This is a genomic window from Halococcus sediminicola, from assembly GCF_000755245.1.
GTDB classification, from domain to species: Archaea; Halobacteriota; Halobacteria; order Halobacteriales; family Halococcaceae; genus Halococcus; species Halococcus sediminicola.
Genome location: NZ_BBMP01000007.1, coordinates 309,337 through 331,633 on the forward strand (window position 1 = coordinate 309,337; position 22,297 = coordinate 331,633).

The 22,297-nt window shown below is 66.6% G+C and carries 18 protein-coding genes; 10 read left to right on the top strand and 8 right to left on the bottom strand.

Features of this window, described 5'->3' with window-relative positions; all coding sequences use genetic code 11:
* The first annotated feature begins 43 nt into the window (after nt 1–43).
* The gene (proS, locus tag ACP97_RS05780; protein WP_049996883.1) at nt 44–1,501 is read left to right on the top strand and encodes a proline--tRNA ligase; all 1,458 of its coding nucleotides are present in this window, start codon (nt 44–46) and stop codon (nt 1,499–1,501) included.
* A 133-nt stretch (nt 1,502–1,634) separates the two neighbouring features.
* Nucleotides 1,635–6,188 (top strand): glutamate synthase large subunit, encoded by a 4,554-nt coding sequence (gltB, locus tag ACP97_RS05785; protein ID WP_079977555.1) that lies wholly within the window; start codon nt 1,635–1,637, stop codon nt 6,186–6,188.
* A 111-nt stretch (nt 6,189–6,299) separates the two neighbouring features.
* On the opposite strand, the gene ACP97_RS05790 is transcribed toward gltB, so the two are convergent.
* Genes ACP97_RS05790 through ACP97_RS05800 form a run of 3 tightly spaced genes read right to left on the bottom strand, consistent with a single transcriptional unit; the run spans nt 6,300 to nt 9,720 of the window.
* Complete coding sequence (locus ACP97_RS05790; RefSeq protein WP_049996884.1) at nt 6,300–7,775, bottom strand: class I adenylate-forming enzyme family protein; 1,476 nt, start codon at nt 7,773–7,775, stop codon at nt 6,300–6,302.
* Nucleotides 7,772–8,782, bottom strand: coding sequence for a mandelate racemase/muconate lactonizing enzyme family protein (locus tag ACP97_RS05795; protein WP_049996885.1), 1,011 nt, complete (start codon nt 8,780–8,782; stop codon nt 7,772–7,774). Before ACP97_RS05795 ends, ACP97_RS05790 begins: the two co-directional genes overlap by 4 nt.
* Nucleotides 8,779–9,720 (bottom strand): 1,4-dihydroxy-2-naphthoate polyprenyltransferase, encoded by a 942-nt coding sequence (locus ACP97_RS05800; RefSeq protein ID WP_079977556.1) that lies wholly within the window; start codon nt 9,718–9,720, stop codon nt 8,779–8,781. The genes ACP97_RS05795 and ACP97_RS05800 overlap by 4 nt, the downstream gene beginning before the upstream one ends.
* 397 nt (nt 9,721–10,117) lie before the next feature.
* Between ACP97_RS05800 and ACP97_RS05805 the strand changes: the two genes are divergently transcribed.
* On the top strand, nt 10,118–11,212 hold the full coding sequence (locus ACP97_RS05805; RefSeq protein ID WP_049996887.1) for a glycosyltransferase family protein: 1,095 nt from the start codon (nt 10,118–10,120) through the stop codon (nt 11,210–11,212).
* 25 nt (nt 11,213–11,237) lie between these two features.
* Entirely contained in the window at nt 11,238–11,723 is a 486-nt protein-coding gene (locus ACP97_RS05810; protein WP_049996982.1) for a DUF7109 family protein, read from the top strand.
* 1 nt (nt 11,724) lies between these two features.
* On the opposite strand, the gene ACP97_RS05815 is transcribed toward ACP97_RS05810, so the two are convergent.
* Nucleotides 11,725–12,744, bottom strand: a complete 1,020-nt coding sequence (locus ACP97_RS05815; protein ID WP_049996888.1) for a lysylphosphatidylglycerol synthase transmembrane domain-containing protein — start codon at nt 12,742–12,744, stop codon at nt 11,725–11,727.
* 148 nt (nt 12,745–12,892) lie between these two features.
* Between ACP97_RS05815 and ACP97_RS05820 the strand changes: the two genes are divergently transcribed.
* Entirely contained in the window at nt 12,893–13,507 is a 615-nt protein-coding gene (locus tag ACP97_RS05820) for an NUDIX hydrolase (protein WP_049996889.1), read from the top strand.
* On the opposite strand, the gene ACP97_RS05825 is transcribed toward ACP97_RS05820, so the two are convergent.
* Nucleotides 13,504–14,010 (bottom strand): Hsp20/alpha crystallin family protein, encoded by a 507-nt coding sequence (locus tag ACP97_RS05825; RefSeq protein ID WP_049996890.1) that lies wholly within the window; start codon nt 14,008–14,010, stop codon nt 13,504–13,506. The genes ACP97_RS05820 and ACP97_RS05825 overlap by 4 nt on opposite strands.
* On the bottom strand, nt 14,007–14,165 hold the full coding sequence (locus tag ACP97_RS20340) for a DUF7559 family protein (protein ID WP_202593564.1): 159 nt from the start codon (nt 14,163–14,165) through the stop codon (nt 14,007–14,009). Before ACP97_RS20340 ends, ACP97_RS05825 begins: the two co-directional genes overlap by 4 nt.
* Nucleotides 14,166–14,246: 81 nt before the next feature.
* Between ACP97_RS20340 and ACP97_RS05830 the strand changes: the two genes are divergently transcribed.
* The 3 genes from ACP97_RS05830 to ACP97_RS05840 all read left to right on the top strand — a co-directional run bounded on the left by ACP97_RS05830 (nt 14,247) and on the right by ACP97_RS05840 (nt 18,733).
* Nucleotides 14,247–15,947: a radical SAM protein gene (locus ACP97_RS05830; RefSeq protein ID WP_049996891.1), complete on the top strand. Its 1,701-nt coding sequence runs from the start codon at nt 14,247–14,249 to the stop codon at nt 15,945–15,947.
* Between the two features lie 63 nt (nt 15,948–16,010).
* The gene (locus ACP97_RS05835; protein ID WP_049996892.1) at nt 16,011–17,813 is read left to right on the top strand and encodes a flippase-like domain-containing protein; all 1,803 of its coding nucleotides are present in this window, start codon (nt 16,011–16,013) and stop codon (nt 17,811–17,813) included.
* Between the two features lie 242 nt (nt 17,814–18,055).
* Nucleotides 18,056–18,733: a LysE family translocator gene (locus ACP97_RS05840; protein ID WP_049996893.1), complete on the top strand. Its 678-nt coding sequence runs from the start codon at nt 18,056–18,058 to the stop codon at nt 18,731–18,733.
* Here ACP97_RS05840 and ACP97_RS05845 read toward each other — a convergent pair.
* Complete coding sequence (locus tag ACP97_RS05845; RefSeq protein WP_049996983.1) at nt 18,722–19,411, bottom strand: HD domain-containing protein; 690 nt, start codon at nt 19,409–19,411, stop codon at nt 18,722–18,724. The genes ACP97_RS05840 and ACP97_RS05845 overlap by 12 nt on opposite strands.
* A gap of 149 nt (nt 19,412–19,560) precedes the next feature.
* Here ACP97_RS05845 and ACP97_RS05850 point away from each other — a divergent pair, with 149 nt between their 5' ends.
* Nucleotides 19,561–20,316, top strand: coding sequence for a GNAT family N-acetyltransferase (locus tag ACP97_RS05850; protein WP_049996894.1), 756 nt, complete (start codon nt 19,561–19,563; stop codon nt 20,314–20,316).
* A gap of 10 nt (nt 20,317–20,326) precedes the next feature.
* On the opposite strand, the gene ACP97_RS05855 is transcribed toward ACP97_RS05850, so the two are convergent.
* Nucleotides 20,327–20,851 carry a type II toxin-antitoxin system RatA family toxin gene (locus tag ACP97_RS05855; RefSeq protein WP_049996895.1) on the bottom strand — a complete coding sequence of 175 codons (525 nt, stop codon included), beginning with the start codon at nt 20,849–20,851 and terminating at the stop codon, nt 20,327–20,329.
* 115 nt (nt 20,852–20,966) lie between these two features.
* Between ACP97_RS05855 and ACP97_RS05860 the strand changes: the two genes are divergently transcribed.
* Nucleotides 20,967–22,292, top strand: a complete 1,326-nt coding sequence (locus tag ACP97_RS05860) for a right-handed parallel beta-helix repeat-containing protein (protein WP_049996896.1) — start codon at nt 20,967–20,969, stop codon at nt 22,290–22,292.
* The last annotated feature ends 5 nt before the right edge of the window (nt 22,293–22,297 follow it).

Sequence of the window (22,297 nt, forward strand, 5' to 3'; positions counted from 1 at the left end):
TGCGAATCGCACCGTGTTTAACCCAGCGGACTGAGCAGTATCCATGAGCGACCGACAACAGGACCTCGGCATCACCGAATCGAAAGAGCACAGCCCCGGCGAGTGGTACGCCGACGTCGTCCAGAAGGCGGAACTCGCCGACTACGCGCCGATGGGCGGATTCATCGTCACTCGCCCCCGAGGGTACGCCCTCTGGGAGGGGATTCAGGACCATCTGGATGGGTGGTTCAAGGACACAGGAGTGCAGAACGCCTACTTCCCGCTGTTCATCCCCGAGAGCTATCTCGAACGCGAGAAAGACATCGTCGAGGGGTTCGACCCCGAGGTGGCGTGGGTCACACAGGCGGGCAACGACGAACTCGACGAACGGCTCGCCGTGCGGCCCACCAGCGAGTCCATCATCACACCCTTCATGAGCCAGTGGATTCGGAGCCACCGCGACCTCCCGATGCGGCTGAACCAGTGGTGTTCGGTCGTGCGCTGGGAGGCGACGGACACCAAACCGTTCTTCCGCACGAAGGAGTTCCTCTGGCAGGAGGGCCACACCGCCCACCGCGACGGCGAGGGCGCGTGGGAGGAGACGATGCTTCGACTGGAGCAGTATCGCCGCCTCCACGAGGACGTGCTCGCCATCCCAGTGCTGGAGGGCCGCAAGCCCGAACACGACAAGTTCCCCGGGGCCGATACGACGACCGCGATACAGACGCTGATGCCCGACGGGAAGTCACTACAGTCGGCGACGAGCCATTACTTGGGTGACGGGTTCGCCGAGGCGTTCGACGTGACCTACGTCGATGCCGACGAAAACGAACACGTCGCCCACACGGCTTCGTGGGGCCTCTCTTGGCGGGCACTCGGCGGGATGGTCATGACGCACTCGGACGACCAGGGACTCGTCTTGCCCCCCGAACTCGCACCCGAGCAGGTCGTCGTCGTGCCCATCTGGCAGGAGGACACGCAAGAGGCGGTGCTCGACTACGCCGCCGACCTCGCGGCGGAACTCGACGAGGCCGGTCTCCGCGTGGAGCTCGACGACCGCGACGGGCGCAACCCCGGCTTCAAGTTCAACGAGTGGGAACTCAAAGGGATCCCGCTGCGCATCGAGGTCGGCCCGAACGAAGTTGAGGACGAGGAGGCGACACTCGTCCACCGTCCGGACGGCGAATCGACCGTCGAGAGTCGTGAGAACATCGCCGATACGGTCGAGGACCATCTCGACACCATCTACGCGAAACTGTACGCCGCCGCCGAGGAGGAGTTAGAGGAGAACGTCCGCGAGGCCGAGAGCCGCAACGAACTGCTTGGCACGATCGGCCAGCACGGCGGCTACGTCAAGACTGCGTGGTGTGGCGACGAGGCTTGCGAGACCGAGATCAAAGACGAGATCGCCGCCGAGATCGTGATGGTCCCGCTCAACGAGGACGAGGAGCCCCTCGACGACACGTGTGCGATCTGTGGCGACGACGCGACCGAGACGGCGTACTTCGCCAAGTCGTACTGAGCAGTTCCACACCGATCTTCCTCTTTTTCGGCACTGGCGACCGCGGCACGTACTGACATCCTTGAGTGGTATTAATACGCACTTATCCCTACAGGGTTAGCCTCTTATCCCTGCCAGTGAGATTCGGTTTCATATGGATGCCACACGTTCCCACAGAGAGCGGTCGGCGGCCACGGGACTGGCCGATCCGTCCGAGCAGCGCGCGAACTGCGGCGTCGGGGTCGTCATGGATCTCGACGGGAAGGGCGATCACTCGGTCGTCGCCGACGGACTCGAACTCCTCTCGAACCTCGAACATCGCGGCACGACCGGCGCGGAGGAGAACACCGGCGACGGCGCGGGTGTCATGCTCCGCACACCCCGAGAGTTCTTCGCGGACGAACTCTCGGTCGAACTCCCCGAACGCTACGCCGTCGGGTCACTGTTCTTCCCGCAGGACGACGCCGCGCGCGAACGATTACAGGAACTCGTCGCTGATGCCCTCGCCGAGCACGACCTTTCAGTCGTCCACTGGCGCGCAGTACCGACGGACAACGACGAGTTGGGACAGACGGCGCTCGATTCCGAGCCTGCCGTCTATCAGGCATTCGTCACGCCCGACGAGGATTTGGCTACCGACGAGTTCGACACGCGACTGTACGTCGGCCGCCGAGCGGTCGAAAAGCGCGTCGCCAAGCGCGACCCGGCGGGAAGCGAGCGCTTTTATATCTGTTCGCTCGACCGGCAGACACTGGTGTACAAGGGCCTGCTGAAGGGCGATCAGCTCACCGGCTACTACCCGGACCTCACCGATTCCCGACTCCGCTCGACGTTCGTGATGGTCCACGCGCGCTTTTCGACCAACACGCTCGGCGCGTGGCATCTCGCTCATCCCTACCGGCACGTGATTCACAACGGCGAAATCAACACCATCCGGGGCAACATCAACTGGATGCGTGCCCGCGAGACGGACATCGATACTGAAAAGTTCGACGTCGATGCCATCAAGCCGGTCATCGCCGACGCCGAGCAGTCGGACACTGCGAGCGTGGACAACGCGCTCGAGCTTCTCATGCAGTCGGGCCGCGAGCTACCGCACGCCCTCAGACTCCTGATTCCCGAGGCGTTCCGCGGGAGCGAACACGAGATGAGCGACGAGCGCCGGGCCTTCTACGACTTCCACGCCTCGCTCTCCGAGCCGTGGGACGGGCCGGCGCTGGTAGCAGCCACCGACGGCAAACGGGTCGGCGCAGTACTGGACCGCAACGGCTTCCGGCCCTGCCGGTACGACGTGACGACCGACAACCGGCTCGTGATGGCCTCGGAGGCGGGCGCGCTCGATTTGGACCCGGCGAACATCGTCGAGCGCGGCCGGCTCGAACCCGGCCAGTTGTTCCTCGCCGACCCCGAAGCGGGTGGGGTAATCTCCGACGAGGAGGTGTTCGGAGAACTGACCGACGAGAAATACGCCGAATGGATCGAACAGGAGCAAGTCCGACTCGACGACATCGTTGGCGACGCCCCCCGCGAACGCACCAAGCGCGCGAGCGATGGCGACCTTCGCAGCCGACAGGCACTCTACGGCTACACCCACGACGAACTCGACAACCTGCTCGAACCGATGGCCCGGAAAGGCAAGGACCCGGTCGGGTCGATGGGCGACGACACGGCCCTCTCAGTGCTCTCGCAGTTCAACCGCCCGCTGTTCAGTTACTTCAAACAACTGTTCGCGCAGGTGACGAACCCGCCACTCGACTACATCCGCGAGGAGTTGGTGACGTCGCTCGAAACCCGCCTCGGAAACCAGCGGAACCTGCTCGCCGAATCGCCGGCCCACGCCCGCCAGCTCGTCTGCGAATCGCCGATACTCTCGAACGACGAGACAGCCGCCATCGGGAGGATGGGCGATACGGACGCGAACGGGATGGAGAGTCAAGTCCTCGATATCACCTACGATGTCGACGGCGACCTCGAATCGGCGGTCGAGCGCGTGCGCCGCGAGGCGACCACGGCCGCCGACGAGAACGATATCTTCGTGCTCTCGGACCGGGCGGCGAGCGACGATCGAATCCCGATTCCGTCGCTGCTGGCGACGGGGGCGGTCCACCACCACCTCGTGCGCAACGGCCGTCGCAATCGCGTCGGTCTCGTCGTCGAATCGGCCGACCCTCGTACTGTGCATCACGTCGCGGCGCTCATCGGCTACGGCGCGGGCGCGGTCAACCCCTATCTCGCCTACCGGACCATCGCGGACCTCACGCGGGGCGGCGACGGCGCGGACCGCGAGGCGGCCGTCGGGGCCTACCGCGAGGCGCTCGAAGACGGGCTTCTGAAGACGATGTCGAAGATGGGCATCTCCACGGTCCAGAGCTATCGGGGTGCACAAATCTTCGAGGCGGTGGGATTGGATTCGGATTTCGTCGCCAAGTATTTCGAAGGGACGACAGCCCGCACCGGGGGCATCGGCATCGAGGACATCGAGGCCGACCTTGACGACCGCCACGCGCTCGCCTTCGGGGAGAACCCAGCCATCGAGCGACAGGGCGAGTACGAACACCGCTCCGATGGAATTTTTCACGAGTGGAACCCCCAAACTGTGGGAACGCTCCAGCAGGCCGTCCGGCAGGGCGACTACGAGCAGTACGAGGAGTTCGCCGCGATGATGAACGAGCAGAACGAGCAGTTACAGACGCTTCGCGGCCTACTGGAGTTCGACAGTTCTCGGGAGTCGATTCCGCTCGACGAGGTCGAACCGGTCCAGGAGATCGTCGAGCGGTTCTCGACGGCGGCGATGAGTCTGGGCAGTCTCTCGCCGGAGGCCCACGAGAACAACTCGATTGCGATGAACAGGCTCGGCGCGAAGTCGAACACCGGCGAGGGCGGCGAGCCGCCGGAGCGCTTCGACACTGAAAAGGAGTGTAACGTCAAGCAGGTGGCGTCGGGTCGCTTCGGCGTCACCTCGGAGTATCTCACGTCTGCCGACGAGATCCAGATCAAGATGGCTCAAGGGAGCAAACCGGGCGAGGGCGGCCATCTGCCCGGCAAGAAAGTCAACGAGATGATCGCCCACGTGCGCTACGCTACCCCAGGAGTCGGTCTCATCTCGCCGCCGCCGCTGCACGACATCTACTCCATTGAGGACCTCAAGCAACTCATCCACGACCTCAAGGCGGCGAATCCCGAGGCGGACATCAACGTCAAACTCGTCTCTGAGGCGGGCATCGGGACGATTGCGGCGGGCGTAGCGAAGGCAAACGCCGACGTGGTGCATATCTCGGGCCACTCGGGAGGTACGGGCGCGAGTCCCCGGACGTCCATCAAAAACGCCGGGTTGCCGTGGGAACTCGGGCTGGCCGAGACCAATCAACTGCTTCGTGAGACTCGATTGCGCTCGCGCATCCGGGTGACTTGCGATGGCGGGCTGAAGACCGGCCGCGACGTCGCGGTTGCGGCGCTCTTGGGGGCCGAAGAATACGTCTTCGGAACCGCCCCCCTGGTCACCTCCGGCTGTGTGATGGCCCGCCAGTGCCACGAAAACACATGTCCGGTGGGCGTCGCGACCCAGCGCGAGGAACTCCGGGAGCGCTTCCCCGGCGAGCCGGAACACGTGGTAAACTACATGACGTTCATCGCACAGGAACTGCGCGAACTCATGGCCGAGTTGGGCTTTTCGACCGTCGAAGAGATGGTCGGCCGGCCCGAGTTCCTCACACAGCGCGAGGACGTCGCCCACGAGAAAGCGAGGAAACTCGACCTCTCCGCGATGCTTGCCGAACCGCGCAGCGACGGCGTACCGGGCACCGAACGAACGAAGGTCAGAGAACAGACCCACGAGATCGACGACCAGTTGGACCACGCGCTGCTCGCCGACGCGCAAGCGGCCATCGAGGACGAAAGTCCAGTGTCGCTCAGCAGGGAGGTCTCGAACGCCGACCGGGCGGTCGGCGCGTTGCTTTCCCACCACGTCTCCCGCGAGCACGGCGGCGCGGGACTCGACGAGGACACTATTACCATCGACTTCGACGGCACGGCGGGCCAGAGCTTCGGGGCTTTCCTCGCCGCTGGCGTGACGATGACGCTGACCGGGAGCGCCAACGACTACGTGGGCAAGGGCCTCTCGGGCGGGAAACTCGTCGTGAACACCCCACCCGAAGCACCCTACGAACCCGAGGAGAACAGTTTGATTGGGAACGTCGCCCTCTACGGCGCGACCGAGGGCGAGGTCTATATCAACGGCAAGGCCGGCGAGCGCTTCGCGGTGCGAAATTCGGGTGTCAAGGGCGTCGTCGAGTCCGTCGGCGACCACGGCTGTGAGTACATGACTGGCGGAGCCATCGCGGTGCTCGGCGACACGGGGAAGAACTTCGCGGCCGGCATGAGCGGCGGTGTCGCGTACGTGCTTGACAGGGAGGGTACATTCGAGTCGCGGGTCAACCACGACATGGTGGAGACGACGACGGAGTTCGACGAGCGCGACGAGCGGATGCTCCGGCGGCTGGTCGAAAACCACGTCGCTTACACCGATTCCGATCGCGGGCAGTACGTCTTCGACAACTGGGACGAGGAGTTGGAGAGCTTCGTGAAGGTGATGCCCGAAGCCTACGCGGACGTCATCGACGAGCGTGAGGGCGCGGACGTGCGGACCCGGCCGCCCGCCGCGGCGCTGGGGACAGACGAACCGCCGGCCGCCGAGGGCGGCGCGGACTGATACTGTTGGAGGGAAGTATTTCACAGCCGCTATCACAAAAATCGGCCGGGATCGAATCAGTCTGTGCAATGGCTCGTGGATTTCCCTCCGACAGTATGACCACCCGACGGTTCACTCGCCGATTTCGAGCAGGCGCTCGCGGACCGCCTCGCGCTCGACGGTGCCCGAGGCGGTGCGGGGGAGTTCGTCGGCGAAGCCGATCGTTCGTGGAACCTTGAACCCGGCGAGGCGCTCGCGGCAGTGGATTCGGACCGTCTCGGTGTCTGAGACATCACCGACGACGAGCGCACCGACGCGCTCGCCCCACTCGGGGTCGGGAAGGCCGACCACGCTGGCCCCGTGGATGGCCGGATGCGAGCGAAGCGCGTCGGCGACTTCGGTTGGGGCGACCAGTTCGCCGCCAGTAGAAATCAGTTCGTCGCGCCGGCCCGTCACCCAGAGCCGTCCGCCCGCATCGCGGTGGCCGACGTCGCCGGTGTGAAAGCCGCGCTCGGAGAACGCCCGCGCGGTCGCGTCGGGGTCGCCGTAGTACCTCGAAAACACTGTCGGCCCCGAAACGACGATTTCGCCCGCCTCGCCGGTTGCAACGCTCTCTCCGTCGCCATCGAGGATCTGGAGATCGGTATCGAACAGCGGGCGGCCGACGGTGCCGGCGTGGGCGAACGCCTCTTCGGGGGTGGCGGTGGCGACCTGCGATGCCGTTTCGGTCATGCCGTAGGTGGGATGGACGGGCACGCCCCGCTCCTCACAGCGCTCGATGAGGCCCTCCGAGGCGGGCGCACCACCGAGGAGGACGAACCGGAGCGAGTCGGGGAGGGGGCCGGCGTCGAGCAACCGACGGAGCATCGTCGGCACGAGCGAGACGCCGGTGCAGTCGTAGCTGTCGAGCGCGTCGAGGGTTGCCCCGGCATCAAAACCGGCTTCGGGAACGACGACTGCCGTCCCGTAGAGCGCCGAGCGGACGATCGGAGCGAACCCGCCCATGTGATAGGGTGCGAGCGGGTCGAGCCAGCGGTCGTCGGGTGCGACACCGAGACGGAACGCCGAGGCGACGGCGCTCGCGCGCAGGTTTTCGGTCATGAGCACGACGAGCTTCGGCTCGCCGGTCGTGCCCGACGTGGCGAGCATCAGCGCCGGTTCGTCGGCGTCACGCTCTGCTGGCGTGAACGCCGCTGGCGAGATTTTATCGAGGTCTCTGACGTCTACCCGTTCGGCAGCATCGACGGAGACGATGGGTATCTCCGCAGAGAGTTCGACGGCGGTTGCGGCGGTGTCGCTCCCGCAGACCAGCGCCGCGAGGTCCGCGCGCTCGATTTGCTCGGCGAGTGTTTCGGGCGTGAGTCGCGTGTTCAGCGGAACGAGCACGCAGCCGAGGCGTGCCGCCGCGTGGACGAGGACGACCGTCGCGGGCCGGGTTTCGAGCAGGCAGCCGAGATGCTCGCCCGCAACCCCCAGCGCCGCGAGCCGGCCAGCGGTCCGTTTGACACGCTCGTCGAGTTCCCGATAGCTCCACTCCCGTCCGTCGGTTGCGATGAGCGCGGTCGCATCGGGCGAGGCACGGACCCGCCGGGCGAGCACGTCGATCATCCGTCCACCAGCGGCGCGTTGCCCGCTCGCTGTGGTACGCGCACGTGACCGTCCTCGATTGGGGCCGGGTCCGCGACGAGGTCTTCGGCGAGCCGGTCGGCGGTTGCGAGACCGGCCGGCAGCGGGTCGGGGAGGCTCGCGGTGACGTGAACCGCCCCCGTTCGAGCAAGTGCGCCGTCGATGGTCGTCGTGAGTACCGCCCCACAGCCGGCTTCGCGGGCGGCGAGCGCGGCTGCTCGCGCGCGGTCCGGCCCGCCGAGCGCCATCGGTTTCAAGACGAGCACGTCCGCGGCGTCGGTGTCGAGAACACGCTCGACGGAATGAGCCGCCAGCGACTCATCGAGCGCGATCGGCACCTCTCCTCGGAGATCGGCGTGGCCGGCGAGATCGTCTTTCGGGAGTGGTTGTTCGAGGTACGCGAGGTTCGCGGCGGCGAATCCGTCGAGCGCCGCCCGCGCTTCGTCATGGCTCCACGCCCCGTTCACGTCGGCGCGGAGTTCGACCTCGGGACCGACCGCCCCCCGCACGGCGGTGATGCGCTCGATGTCCTCCGCGACCGCCCGCGCCCCGACTTTGACTTTGAGGGTTGCGAACCCCGATTCGATCGCTTCGGCGGCTTCGTCGACGATTTTCTCGACTGAGTCGTCGCCGATGGTGGCGTTCACCGGCACGTGCTCTCGCTGCTCGCCGTCGAGATTGCGGTAGAGCGGGACGCCCGCCGCCCGCGAGCGCGCATCGCAGAGTGCGAGCGCGAGACCGTGGCGGGCGGCCGGCGTCTCGTGGAGCGAATCGAGCGCTGCCTCCCAGTCATCGGCGTTCCGAGCGCGTTCGAGCGCTGTCCGACAGTCGTCGAGCGATTCCGTCCAGCCCGGCAGCGGCGTCGCCTCGCCTACGCCCCGCGCCCCCTCGCACTCGACGAAAACGAGAAATCCATCTCTCGTGTCGATAGTGCCACGAGCCGTCGAGAGCGGGCGTGAGAGGGCGAGCGAGAACGGTTCGATTCTCATAGCACTCCCGGAACCGCGAGACCGAGCGCGAACAAGAGGGAGTGGGCCGCGAGCAACTTCCCCACCCGTTCGAGTGCGGGATTGAGCGCGTCGCCGTCGGTTCTGGTCAGCACGGTCGCGGCGATGGAGGCGGCGTACGGCATCGTGAGCAGCGGTGCGAGCACGAGCGGTCCGTAACCGGTGAGCCAGAAAATCACCGGAATCACGTAGGCCATCCCAGTCATGCAGAGGAATTCGACGCGACTCCAGCGGTAGCCGATGATGACCACGAGCGAGCGCTTGCCCGCCGCCATGTCGGTCTCGCGGTCGCGCAGGTTGTTGACGACGAGGATGTTGGTCGAGAGGCCCGCGGCGGGCAGACTCGCCACGACGGCCGCGAGCGGCAGCGTTCCCGGCGGGAGCCAGAGCGGGAAGGATCGAGTGAGGGCCGCTGCCTGCACGTAGTAGGTGCCGGTGACGGCGACCAACCCGAAGAAGACGAACACGAAGAGGTCGCCCAAGCCGTACGAGCCGAACGGGTAGGGTCCCCCAGCATAGAGCACCCCGGCGGCGACGCTCGACAGTCCGACGACGACGATCGGTAGTCCGCCGACGAACACCAAGTAAGTGCCGAGGGCGATGGCGAGCGCGAACGTCCCGACCATCGCGCGCCGGACTTCTGAAGGTCCGATGAGACCCGACTGGGTAACTCTTGTAAAACCCTCGCGCTCGTCGGAGTCGACCCCCGACTGGGCGTCGTAGTAGTCGTTGGCGAAGTTCGTGCCCACCTGGATGAGCAGCGCGCCGACGAGCGCCGCAACTGCCGGAATCGGGGCGAACACGTCCCTGTAGACGGCGAGACCGGTGCCCACGAGAACGGGCGCGGCGGCCGCCGGCAGCGTCTGCGGGCGCGCGGCCATCAACCACGCTCGCCCCCGCGAAACTCCCTGTGTAGCCATTTCCGTGAAATTGGGTATCCGGCAGCGTTAACGTTGGGATACGGACTGGCGCGCCGTGAATCGAGCCATCGACGTTCTCCGTCGTGAAGCCCCGTCCTGCACGGGGGCGTGTTTCACACCGTGGCACATGTTTCGAGGTTCGAAACACCGGGCAGGGAGTAAGTATAGAACCCTCCACTGTCTGTGTCGAAACGGAACCGCATGGTTCCGGTCGCACGGGAACCCGGTCCGCTGCCCTGGCATCACCGCGTACCCTTCCCGTGCCTGTTCTCGGGACGTGACTTCGGAAGCTTTGATTGGCCTCGCAGTGTACCGTGTATAGATACACCGCTTTCCCGAGTGACGATCGTACTGGCCGTCGGTCGCCGTCGACTTCGGGCGAACGGACATTCGAGTCATGGAGTACGTCCAAGAGCGAATCACGACCCTACACGGGTTTGCCGACGAGCCGCCGGCCGCACCGACCGATCGAACGGCGGTCGTCGTGCCGATGACCGGCCGCGAGTATCGTACGACGGCGGCCGCAAACGTGTTTTCGTCGCTCGCCACGCTCGACGTGGCGACGGTCGTCGTCGCTTTGCGTGCCTCGCGCGAGCGCGTCGGCGCGGTCGCCCGGTGGCTGTCGGAGTTCGACTGCGACATCGAACTGCTCTGGTGTGGCGGTTCACGGCTCGAAACGCTGCTCGCCGAGCGCGGTCTCGACGGCGAGGGCGGGAAAGGACGGGACGTCTGGCTCGCACTCGGTCTCGCGAGCGACCACGAGTTCGTCGTCGTCCACGACGCCGACGCGCTCTCGTACTCGGCCGCCGACGTGTCGCGGCTCTGTGCGCCGCTCACCAATGGTTTCGAGTTCGTGAAGGGCTATTACGCACGCATCGAGCAAAATCAGCTCTTCGGGCGGCTATTTCGACTCTTTTACGCGCCGCTCGTGGCAACCCTCCGCGAACGCCACGACGCACCGGTCCTGGAGTATCTCGGAGCCTTTCGCTACGCGCTCGCCGGCGAGGTCGCGCTTACCGGCGACCTCGCGCGCGACCTGCGCCTCGGCCGGAGCTGGGGGCTCGAAATCGACACTCTCGAAACCGCCTTCGAGGGCGCAGGCTTCGCAAACACGGCACAGGTCGACCTCGGCATCGACGTGCACGACCACCGGACGGTGTCGGGGTCGGAAGGACTGGCGGCGATGAGCCGCGAGGTCGGGCGGGCGCTGCTCCGCGCCGTCGAGAAGCATAATGTGCAACCCGACTACGACACCCTTCCGGAGCGCTACCGACAGACGGCGGCGCGGTTCATCCGCCAGTACGCCGCCGACGCAGCGCACAACGGGTTCGAATACGACCCGGCGGGCGAGCGCGAGCAGGTCGGCGAGTACGCGACGGCCATCACCGCACCCGCTCCCGACGACCGACTGCCGGCGTGGACGGACGCACCGCTCGCCCCCCACGAGATCAGGGAGGTCGTACGAACGGATCTAGCGGCGATAAAGGACTAACCCGGTGGCCCCCGAGAACCCGCCGATGGAGTTGACCCACGACGAACTCGCCGGCGTCGTCGACCTCTTCGGCGCACTCACGCGAGACGAACTCACCGAGGCGGGCGACGAACTCGCCTTCAAGCGCGGTGCCGATTTCGATGGTGAGAACATCGAGACGGCGCTTGCAGCGTATCGTCTCGTCGCGTTCGACCCCGATGGAGTCGTCGAGCAAAGTGGAGACGAACAGTTGGTTGCCGCCGGTCCGACGGCGTTCCCGACGCTTCCCGACGGTGCCGAGGACCTGCCGCATATCCTCGACGTCGAACCGCGCACGCCAGACCGTGCGGCGCTCGGTGGCGTAGTCGAGGGGCGATTTCGTGCCGATGCGGCGCGCGCCGTTCGGGATGACGACCGCGAACGCATCGAGCGGTTGCTCGACGTGAGCTACGACCTCGAAACGTGGGCCCCGGTCGAACTCGATGGCGTGCGCGACCGGCTGGACGCGGCCGCGGGCGGGAGTGGAGCATGAGTCAGGCGCGTGCGGTGACGTACAGCGCGGTCGGGCCACAGACGGCCAGTGCAAAAACGTAGCTCGTCGCCCGATAGAGCAGCGCGAGCGCGGCCGCCGGGCCAGCCCCGACGGGCGTGAGCGCGACCACCAGCGCGACCAGCGCCGTCGAGACGCCACCGAGACCGCCCGGCGTCGGGACGAACCCGGCGAGCGAGCTTGCAGGCACGAGGAAGGCGACCAACAACGGGTCGACCGGCAGACCGAGCGCGAGCGCGGCGAAATAGAGGGGTGCGGCGAAGAACACCCAGCCGAGATAGGAATAGACCAGCCCGACGAGCAAATCGCGTGGTTCGTCGGCGATGCGCGCGAGCTGGTCGTAGAAACTGTCGATGCGCGCCTCGACTCGTGCCATCGCAATCCGGTCGGTGCGTTTCGTCACCGGGCGGGCGAGCGTCGTTAAGATATTTTCGACGAGGTCGCGCCGTCGCCACGCGCCGTAGACCAGCGCCGGCACGCCGATGGCGATGGCCGCGAGTCCGACGAGAATCGAACGCGCGCCCGGCGGGACCGTGCCGGTGATTGCGAGCGCTGCGAGTCCGACGCCGGCGAAGGTGAAAAACGGCAAAAGATTCAGCAGGTCGGCCGTCGAGACGCTCGCGAGGCTCTCCTCGTAGCTCGCGTGGGTGTCGGCCGAGAGGACGTAGGCGATGAACGGCTCACCGCCGGCCTGTCCGAACGGCGTCGTGTAGTTCGCGAACGTCGCCGCGAGGTAGGTCGGGACCAGTTCCCGATAGGGAATGGAAATCCCGCCGGCATCGAGAACGACCTGCCACGTCTTCGTCCACGCGAGCAGGTAGCCACAGGTGCTGAGACAGGCGATGGCCACCCAGCGCAGGTCCGCGCGGGCGAGCGCGTCGAGGATGTCGCCCCAGCCGACGGCGCTGCCGAGGAAATACAGGAGGACGATTGCGATGGTGAAGCCGACGACCGCTTTCGCCATCGAGCGCCGGTCGAGCGCGTCCGCGGAGTCGGTCGCCACGTCAGGCCCTCACCTCTCGCCGACGGCACGGTCGATTCATCGTCGATGACACGACCGGGAGCCGGATAAACGGCCTGCAAGCGACCGCCGCCCTGCGGTGGACCCGCGAGAGCGGGCGAATTAAGCCCCGCCGGCCCTACGGGAAGGTATGCATCTCGCGCGGGTGGCCGAGCACGCGGCCACAGGAGTCACCGACGAGCAGCGCGACGCGGCCGTGCTCGTGCCGGTCATCACGCGCGAACACCCGGGGGACTACGACGGCGCACATCTCCTGTTCACCAAGCGCGCCGACCACCTCGGCGAACACCCCGGCCAGATGAGTTTTCCCGGCGGTGGGCGCGAGCCAGTGGACGAGGATCTGACCGCGACCGCGCTGCGCGAAGCCCACGAGGAGATCGGTCTCGACCCCGCAACTGCGGAGGTCGTCGGCCGACTCGACGACATTCGAACGATCACGCGCTACGCCGTTCGGCCGTTCGTGGCCCGCGTTCCCGACCACGAGTACGTCCCCGACGAGCGCGAGGTCGCCGAGGTCGTCGTCCTCCCCGTCGAAGCGCTCACGAACCCCGCGAACTACGACTCCGAGCGCCGCGACCACCCACACTACGGCGACATCAGACTCCACTTCTTCCGTGTCGGCGACTACGTCGTCTGGGGCGCGACCGGGCGCATCCTCGTGCAGTTCCTGGAACTGACGACCGACTGGCGCGTGCCGGACGACCCCGACCGCGTGGTCGATTCGGATGCCGACTTTCCGGTTTAAGAAGACGTCCGACCGTCGGTCGCGCTCTCGTCGTCATCTGCACGAGAACTCTCCTCGACACCGTTCTCGAACGTCTCGTCTTCGACCGCCTCGCCCTCGTCGGTCGAAATCCGAATCGGGCCGTCGTCGCTTCCCTCGACTTTCGGGAGTTCGACTTCGAGCGTGCCCTCGGAGGTGAGTCTCGCGGTCGCTTCGTCGGGATTGATCGTCGCCCCCGTGGGGAGTGTCGCGCGCCCGTCGAGGGAGAGACCGCGGCCGGGAAAGCGCATCTCGAAGCCCTCGCGGTGCTCGCGAGTGCGGTCGATGCGGACGTGGACCGAGTCCTCAGCATAGCGTACCTGTACGTCTTCGGCGCGTGCGTCGGGTGCGTCGAAGACGACGAGATAGGCGTCGTCGCTTTCGAGCAGGTCGGTCGGCAGCGGACGGCGCTCCTGTGTACGACCGGCGAATCGACCGACGCCGTCGAGCACCGTGTTGCGCAGCGACTCGCCGACGCTGGTCACAGTTCGACCTCCCGAAGCGACTCCGTTTCGGTGCAGTACGGACACTGGAAGTCGGCGACGCCCACGTCGTCGGGCATATCGTAGGTGTAGTGCATCTCGAACATGTCGAGTTCGCAGCCGTCGTTCTCACAGACCACTTCGAGGGTTGCGGGCATACCGCCCGTAGTCCCGCGCGACCTATCAACCCCACGGGTCGTGAGAGTGGGAGTTTTACGCCGCGGCGCTCTTGTGACCCCATGACCGACCCAGCCACGCTCGACGTCACCCTCGTCGATGGGTACGTCGACGAACCCGCCCACTTCGGCGTGCCGCCGTACATCTCCACGTATCCCCGGTTCACCGCCGGCGCGCTCGTCGATGCGGGCGTCCCCGAAGAGAACGTTACCTACCACACGATCGACGAACTGCGCGACGAGCGGAACAAGTGGCGCGACGTGGCCCAGGCCGACCTCATGATCTACCTGGGTGGGATGACCGTGCCCGGAAAGTATGTAGGTGGGACGCCCGCCGAACCCGACGAGGTGCGCGAACTCGCGTGGGTCGCCGAGGGGACGAGTCTGATGGGCGGCCCAGTGAAATTCGGCGTCGGCGAGGAGAACGCCGGCGGGCAGGCAACCGAGCGCAAGGACCTCGACTTCGAGTTCGTCGCCAAGGGCGACGTCGAGGCCGCCGCCCACGACCTCGTTTCGAATGGGTTGGAGGGGTTCGGCAATCGAATGCGCGACGTCGAGGAGGTCACCCGCTGGGCACGAGACGGCGCGTTCGTCGTCGAACAACACCCGAATCACCCCGACTACCTCATCTGCGAACTCGAAACCTCGCGTGGCTGTGCCTACCGGTGTTCCTTCTGCACCGAACCCCTGTATGGGAATCCCGATTTCCGCCGGCCCGAATCGGTGGTTTCGGAGGTCGATGCGCTCGCCGACCGCGGCGTGAAACACTTCCGGCTCGGCCGACAGGCCGACCTGCTCGCCTACGGCGGCGACGGCGAAGCGCCCAACCCCGACGCGCTCCGTGACCTCTACGGCGGTATTCGGGATGTCGCGCCGGACCTCGAAACGCTCCACCTCGACAACATCAACCCGATCACCATCGTGCGCTGGCCCGAAAAATCGCGGGAGGGATTGCGGATCATCGCCGAGCACAACACGCCCGGCGACACGGCTGCCTTCGGGCTCGAAAGCGCCGACCCCGTCGTCCAGGAACAGAACGATCTCAACGTGACGGCCGACGAGTGTTTCCGCGCCGTCGAGATCGTCAACGAGGAGGCCGGGTGGCGACCCGAGGACGGTGGGAACGCCAACCGACTGCCGAAACTCCTCCCGGGGATCAACCTCTTGCACGGGCTGCACGGCGAGCGCGAGAAGACGTTCGAACTCAACAAAGAGTTCCTTCACCGGGTCTACGACGCCGACCTCATGCTCCGCCGGGTGAACATCCGGCAGGTGATGGCCTTCGACGGTACCGAAATGAGTTCCACCGGAGCGCAGATCGCCGACGATCACAAGAAACTGTTCAAGGAGTACAAAACCGAGGTCCGCGAGGAGATCGACAACCCGATGCTCCAGCGCGTCGCGCCCGCCGGCACGCTCCTGCCGGACGTCCACCTCGAATACCACCAGGACGGCAAGACCTTCGGCCGACAGCTCGGCACCTACCCCCTCCTGGTGGCGGTTCCGGGCGAGCGCGATCTCGGGAGTGTCACCGATATCGCCGTGACCGACCACGGCTATCGCTCGGTATCGGGCGTGCCGGCACCGCTTGACCTCAACGCCGCCTCGATGGACGAACTCGCGGCACTTCCGGGTCTCGGCGACCAGCGCGCGGGCACGCTCGTCGTGAACCGACCGTACGAATCGCCTGCCGAGGCCAGCGACGCGCTCGGCGTCGAGCTCCCCGGTTTCGCCACTGCTCGCGCGCCGGAAGGAGCCGACTGAGCCGGAGAACCGAGCCGTACAGAACCCGGAAGGGATTTGTCGATGGCTGGCGCATTCGGAGCAATGAGTTCGGTCGCCGTGAGCGTCGTCCTTCCGGCCTACGACGAGGAGCGCACGCTCGCTGCGACCGTCGAGACCACGCTCGAGGCACTCGCATCGTTCCTCCCCGACGACTCGTTCGAAGTGCTCGTCGCCGAGGACGGCTGCACCGACGACACACCCGAAATCGCCGCCCGGCTCGCCCGCGACGACGAGCGCGTGCGCCACGTCCACAGCGACGAACGACTCGGTCGCGGTGGCGCGCTCACCCGTGCCTTTCGAGCAGCGCGCGGCGACACGCTCGCGTACTTCGACACCGATCTCGCGACGGACATGAGCCATCTCGAAGAACTCGTCACGAGTGTGCACTCGGGCGAGTACGACGTCGCCACCGGCTCGCGCCTGCTCGCGGCGAGCGATGCCGACCGGCCAGCGAACCGCGACGTGCCGAGCCGCGTCTACAACGGGCTCGTCCGGCTGTTCCTGCGCTCGTCGGTCCACGACCACCAGTGTGGGTTCAAGGCCTTCGACCGCGCGGTGCTCGACGATCTCCTCAGTGACGTCGAGGACGACCACTGGTTCTGGGATACCGAACTCCTCGTGCGCGCCCAGCGCGCCGGCTACCGCGTCCGGGAGTTCCCCGTCGACTGGACGCCGATGGGCGATACGAAAGTCGACTTCGTCCGCGACGTGCTCGGCATGGGCAGCGGCATCCTCCGGACGTGGTGGCGACTCGGCGTCGCGCCGCGCATTACCCGGCGCGTGACGCTCGTCGCCGGCACGCTGCTCACGCTGTTGGCCGTCGCGCTGATGCCACAGTACATCGACGTCTCGCGGATGCTCGCCGAGATCGAGACTGCGAACCCCGCGCTCGTCGTCGCCGCGGCGCTCGTCTACGTGCTCTCGTGGCCGCTCCGTGGCGGGCGCTATCGCGACATCCTCGAAGAGTTGGGCTACACCGAAGGGCTCGGCTTCCTCACCGGTGCGGTGTTCATCTCCCAAACTGGCAATCTCGTCTTCCCGGCACGGGCGGGCGATGCCGTCAGGGCCTACGTCGTCAAGACGCGCCGGCGCGTGCCCTACCCCACAGGATTTGCCTCGCTGGCCGTCGAGCGCGTCTTCGATCTGCTGACGATTACGCTGCTCGCCGGCGTCGTCCTCATCGGGCTTGCAGCCACCGGCATCACCAGTCTCTCGGGACTCGGCGCGACCGTCGCCGGTGGGAATCAAAGCGGGCGCGTCGCCCTCCTCGTGGCCAGCGGCGTCGGGATGGCCGCCATCGCCCTCGTCGGTGCCATCGTCGCCAGCGCGCGCTCGGATCGCAATCTCGTCCGTCGCGGGATGGAGAAGGTGAGTTCGGACGCCTACGCCGACCGCGTGGCGGGCGTCATCGAGCGCTTCGTCGGCGATGTGCAAGCCGTGGCGGGCGACCGCAGCGCATTTGCCCGCATCGGCGCGAGTAGCGTGGGAATCTGGACGCTCGACGTCATCACCGCTCTGCTGGTCTTCGCTGCCTTCGACGTCGCGCTTCCGCTCACGACGCTCGTCGCCGTCGGCTTCTTCGCCGTCAGCGTCGGCAACCTCGCCAAAGTGCTCCCGCTCTCGCCGGGCGGCATCGGTCTCTACGAGGGCGCGTTCAGCCTGCTCGTCGTCGGGCTGACGCCGGTCGCCACGCCCGTCGCGCTCGGCGCGGCCATCGTCGACCACGCGGTGAAGAACGTCGTCACCGTCGTCGGTGGGCTTATCTCGATGCTCGTGCTCAACGTCTCGCTCACCACTGCCGTCGAGGAGAGTCAGGACGTCGAGGCGACACCGACCGACGACTAAAACCCTGCTCGCAAACCGCGCGAGCAGTGAACCACGCTCGCTGCGCTCGCGCGGACACCTTCCTCGAACCGCGGACCGCACAGCACTGCCGAAGCCCTCGCTCCCGTCGGTCGCTCGTACTACGCGCCTTGCCCTTCATCCGCCAGGACCGCACCGTCCTGCATCCGCACCGCAACCGCCGGTACGGCGGCCACTACACTATCCGACCGACTTTTCACGGCTCCACCCCTCTCGTCGCTCGAATGTCCGTTCTCGGCGCGGTGACGACGGTGCTCGCGGGAATGGTCTTCGGGTTAGCCATCGCCGCGCCGCCGGGACCGATGAACGCGGTCATCGCAGAAGAGAGCGTTCTCAGAGGCTGGCTCTCCGGCGTGTGGGCCGGTCTCGGCGCGATGGCCGCCGACGCCTGCTTCTTCGTGCTCGCGCTGGTCGGCGCGGTCGCGGTCGTCGAGCGCGTGCCGGCCATCCGTGGCGCGGCCTTCGCGGCCGGCGGCCTGCTGATGCTGTATTTCGCCTACGGCGCGGCCCGCGGCGCGAACGACGACCACGAAGCGGCCACCGGCGAGCGCCGCGGGTTCGCCAAGGCGTTCGCCCTCGCCATCACGAACCCCTATCAGGTGGTGTTCTGGCTCACCATCGGCGTCGGCATGCTCGAACCCGGACGGATCGACGTGCTCGCACCGCTCTCGGCGGACCTTGCGAACGTGTTGGTCGTCGCAACCGGAAGCCCGGCGCTCGTCGTCGGCTTCTTCGCCGGCATCGCGGCGTGGGTCGTCGGCTTCCCGACGACGCTGGTCGCCGCCGAGCGCCGTCTCACGGGCGTCGGGCCGACCGTGGCCTATGCGAGTGCGCTCGTGCTCGCGGGCTTCGGGCTGGTCTTTCTCGGCGAGGCGCTCTCGATGGCCGGCTCAGTCCTCTGAGGCGTCCACGTCCACGCCGGCGACCTCGTCGTCGAGCCACTCGCGCAGCCACTTCACGCGCTTGAGGCGCTGGTGGATGAGGCTCTCGGCGCGGTCGCTCTCGATGCGGTCGGCGGCGTCGCGGCCGCGTTCGAGCACCCGGCCGATCATCTCGGCGGCGTCCATGTGCGTGCGCGATTCGTAGCCCATCCGTAAGAGCAGGAGTACCGCGCCGTTCGCGCCGATCTTGTCGAGCAGGTCGGCCTCGATGAGACAGCGCGTCTCCAGGGGGAGTTCGTCGAGCGGTCCCTGGTAGGAGTGTTCGCTCACGCTCGTACAGACCTCCTCGATGAACGAGGCGGGAAACTCGCCATGGGAGTCGAGGTACTCGCGGGCGACGCGCGCGCCCGCCTCGGCGTGGAGATCCTGTTCGGCCTCCAGTTTCGAGACGTCGTGAAAGAGCGCGGCGACGCGCACGACATCGACGTTCGCGCCCTCGCTCTCGGCGATGTCGACGGCGAGTTCGACCACGTTCAGGATGTGGTTGAACCGATAGCCCGCCGAGTGCCACGGATACCACCGCATGCGCCCGCCCTCACCCTCGTTTTCGATGCTGGCTTCGAGATAGCCCGAGACGAACCGCTTCATGGCGTCGAACTCGGCGGCCGAGATCGGCGATTCCCTCACTTCGACGCCCAATCGCACTCCCCCCCGACGTTTCGTGTTCCGTTCATGTTGTGCGACTAGACGTATGTTCGACTCTTTAGCGTTACGACACTGCGGCCAAACTACTAGCGAGGCTTGCCATCGACACCGGGGTTTATGATGACGACTGTCGAACGAGGGGTATGGAACTGCGCGAAGCAACACCCGACGACGGGGCGGCGATTCGGGACATCGCCCGCCGATCGATGGAACAGTCGTACTCGCTCAGCCCGCGAACCATCGACGGTGCGATAACCCAATGGTACGGTGAGGACGCCTTCGCCGAGAAACTCGACGAGTCGGACACGCTCCTGATCGTCGCCGAAGACGAGGGTGACGTGCGCGGGTTCACCGAAGGCGACCTCGTCAACGAGGGTGGCAACGGCGACCTGCTCTGGCTGCACGTCGACCCCGACTACCGTGGGCAGGGTATCGCGACGGAGCTGTTCGAGCACACCCGCGAGGAACTCTTCGAGATGGGGGCCGCCCAGTTGCGCGCGAAGGTGCTCGAGGACAACACCGAGGGCAACGAGTTCTACGCGATCTTCGACTTCGAGCAGGTCGGCACCGACACCGTCGAGATCGACGACAGCGACTACACCGAGAACATCTATCTCCACGCCGACGACGTCGACGTCCAGCCGACGCTCGAAACCTCGGACCCCGTGCGCGAACTCGATGACGGATTATACGTCAACGAAGGGCAGGTCGAGCGCGGCTCGAAGGGACCGTTCTTCACCGCCTACACCGACCCCGACTTCGACGAGGAGCACAAGTACGGCTACTACTGTGCGAACTGTGAGACCCTCGACAACGCGATGGACACGATGGGGAGGGTAAAGTGCAACTCGTGTGGCAACCTCCGGAAGGCGACGCGCTGGGACGCCACCTACGGGTAATCCGGAGGGCTCAGACGGTATCGGGTCTCGTGTGCACGGTCAAATCCACCTGTCGAGCCTCGCCCTCGATGTCGGCGACGATGCGCTCGACGATCTGTTCAGCCTCCCGCTCGATGATCGGTTTGACCTTCTCGACGACCCACGACAGCGAGACCAATCGGGGAAGGTCGAACTGGCCCGAATCGACCGAATCGGTGTCGAACTCGACGCGAAAGCGGACCCGTGAGGCGTCCTCACGGCCCGCCGGCGGGTCGATGTCCTCGACGGCCCAGTAGCCGTGAGCAGTGATGTCCTTGATGATCTTCCAGTCGATCCGGTTGGGTGGCTCGACGTCCGTGACCCGCGAGCGCGCCGTGTAGGTGAGTTTCCACCACGCGAAGTGGAGGTCGTAGGTCGTGCCGGGCGTGCCGTCGCCGTGGCGGTCGACGCTCTCGAGATGCTCGGAGTAATCCGCATAGCGCGGGAAGTCGATCAGGAAGTCGTAGACCGCCGCGGGCGGGAGGTAGACCTCGGTGCTGACTTCGATGCTGTCCACGACTGGCAGTCGTGGGCGGGCGGCGTAAGCGTTGGCATACCGCTCGGATGCGGGCGGGCTTGCCGGGCCAATACCGTGAAATAAATGACCCCCCGCTCGGACGACGCAAACGTCAATGACGCCACGTGGTCCGCGAACGGTCGGAGCGAAGGAACTGTTGCTCGTCGGGGTGATCGTCGCGCTGGTCGCCGTTTCGGCCGGGGCGGCGAGCGCACAGCGTGCCGGCAACGTCTCGACGGTCGATTCGTGTACGACCATCGATACGCCGGGGCGGTACGCGCTGACCGAGAACGTCGCGGGCGACATCGAGAACCCCGACGCGGCCTGTATCGAGATCACCGCGGGTAACGTCACTCTCGACGGGCAGGGGCACGCGGTCGCGGGGACCGGCGCGGGCCACGGCGTCGAAGTCGACGGGAGCGGGGGACCGGTATCGAACGTCACGGTGGAGAACCTCCGGGCGCACAACTGGTCGATAGCCGTCTTCGCGCTCGGGACGGACGAGAGCACGATTCGCCGGACGATCACCGCAAACAGCACCGAAGGACTCGCCCTCGGCGCGTCGAGCAACGCCACGCTCGTGAACAACACCGCCACCGACAACGCCATCGCGGTCGCGCTCGGCGGGCAGAGTCAGAACAATACCCTTCGGAGGATGACGGCCATCGAGAACAAGTGGGGTATCCACTTCGAGCGCGAGAGCGCCAACAACACGGTCGTCGATAGCGTCGCGCGGAACAACAGCCGCTGGGACTACTACTCCGAGCGCAACGACGCCGGAAACACCGTCGAGAACCTCGCGCTCTCGACGGCGAGGCTGTCGTTCACCGAGCAAAACGTCGCGCTGCGGTCGGTGACCTCGCCACCACCCCTCCCGCGTGGCGCGGGCAATCTCGACAGCTACATCGAGGCGACCGACACCCACGGGGGCCAGTCCGCGCTCTCGCTGACGATGCAGTACGGGAGCGCACGGAACGCGGTCGGACTCTGGCGACACGACGGCCAACACTGGTCGCCCGTCGGGCGCACCCGAACCGATAGCTCGACGAACAGCGTTTCGGCGAACCTCACCCGGTTCGGCACCATCGGAGCTCTCGCCGACGCCGGAGGCGGCGCCGGCGGGCCGGTGACGGTCTCGGTCGACGAGGGACCGGCCGTCGAGCGCAACCTGACGACGCCGACGGCAACGCCGACCGCAACCCCGACGCCCGCACCGACGGCGACGGCCGTGACCGACTCGTCGGAGGCAGCGCCGACGGCGGACGCCAACGCGACGACCGACGTCGCGCGCGGGGCGAACGAGGCAAGTGAAGCGACGCCGCTGCTCGGCATCGGGATCCTCAGAACGCTCCTCGTGGTCCTCGGTGTGATCGGGTTGGCCGTCCTCGGCATCGTGGCGCTGCGTGAGCGTGCGGACCGAGGGCCGGGATTTAACCGATGAGCCGG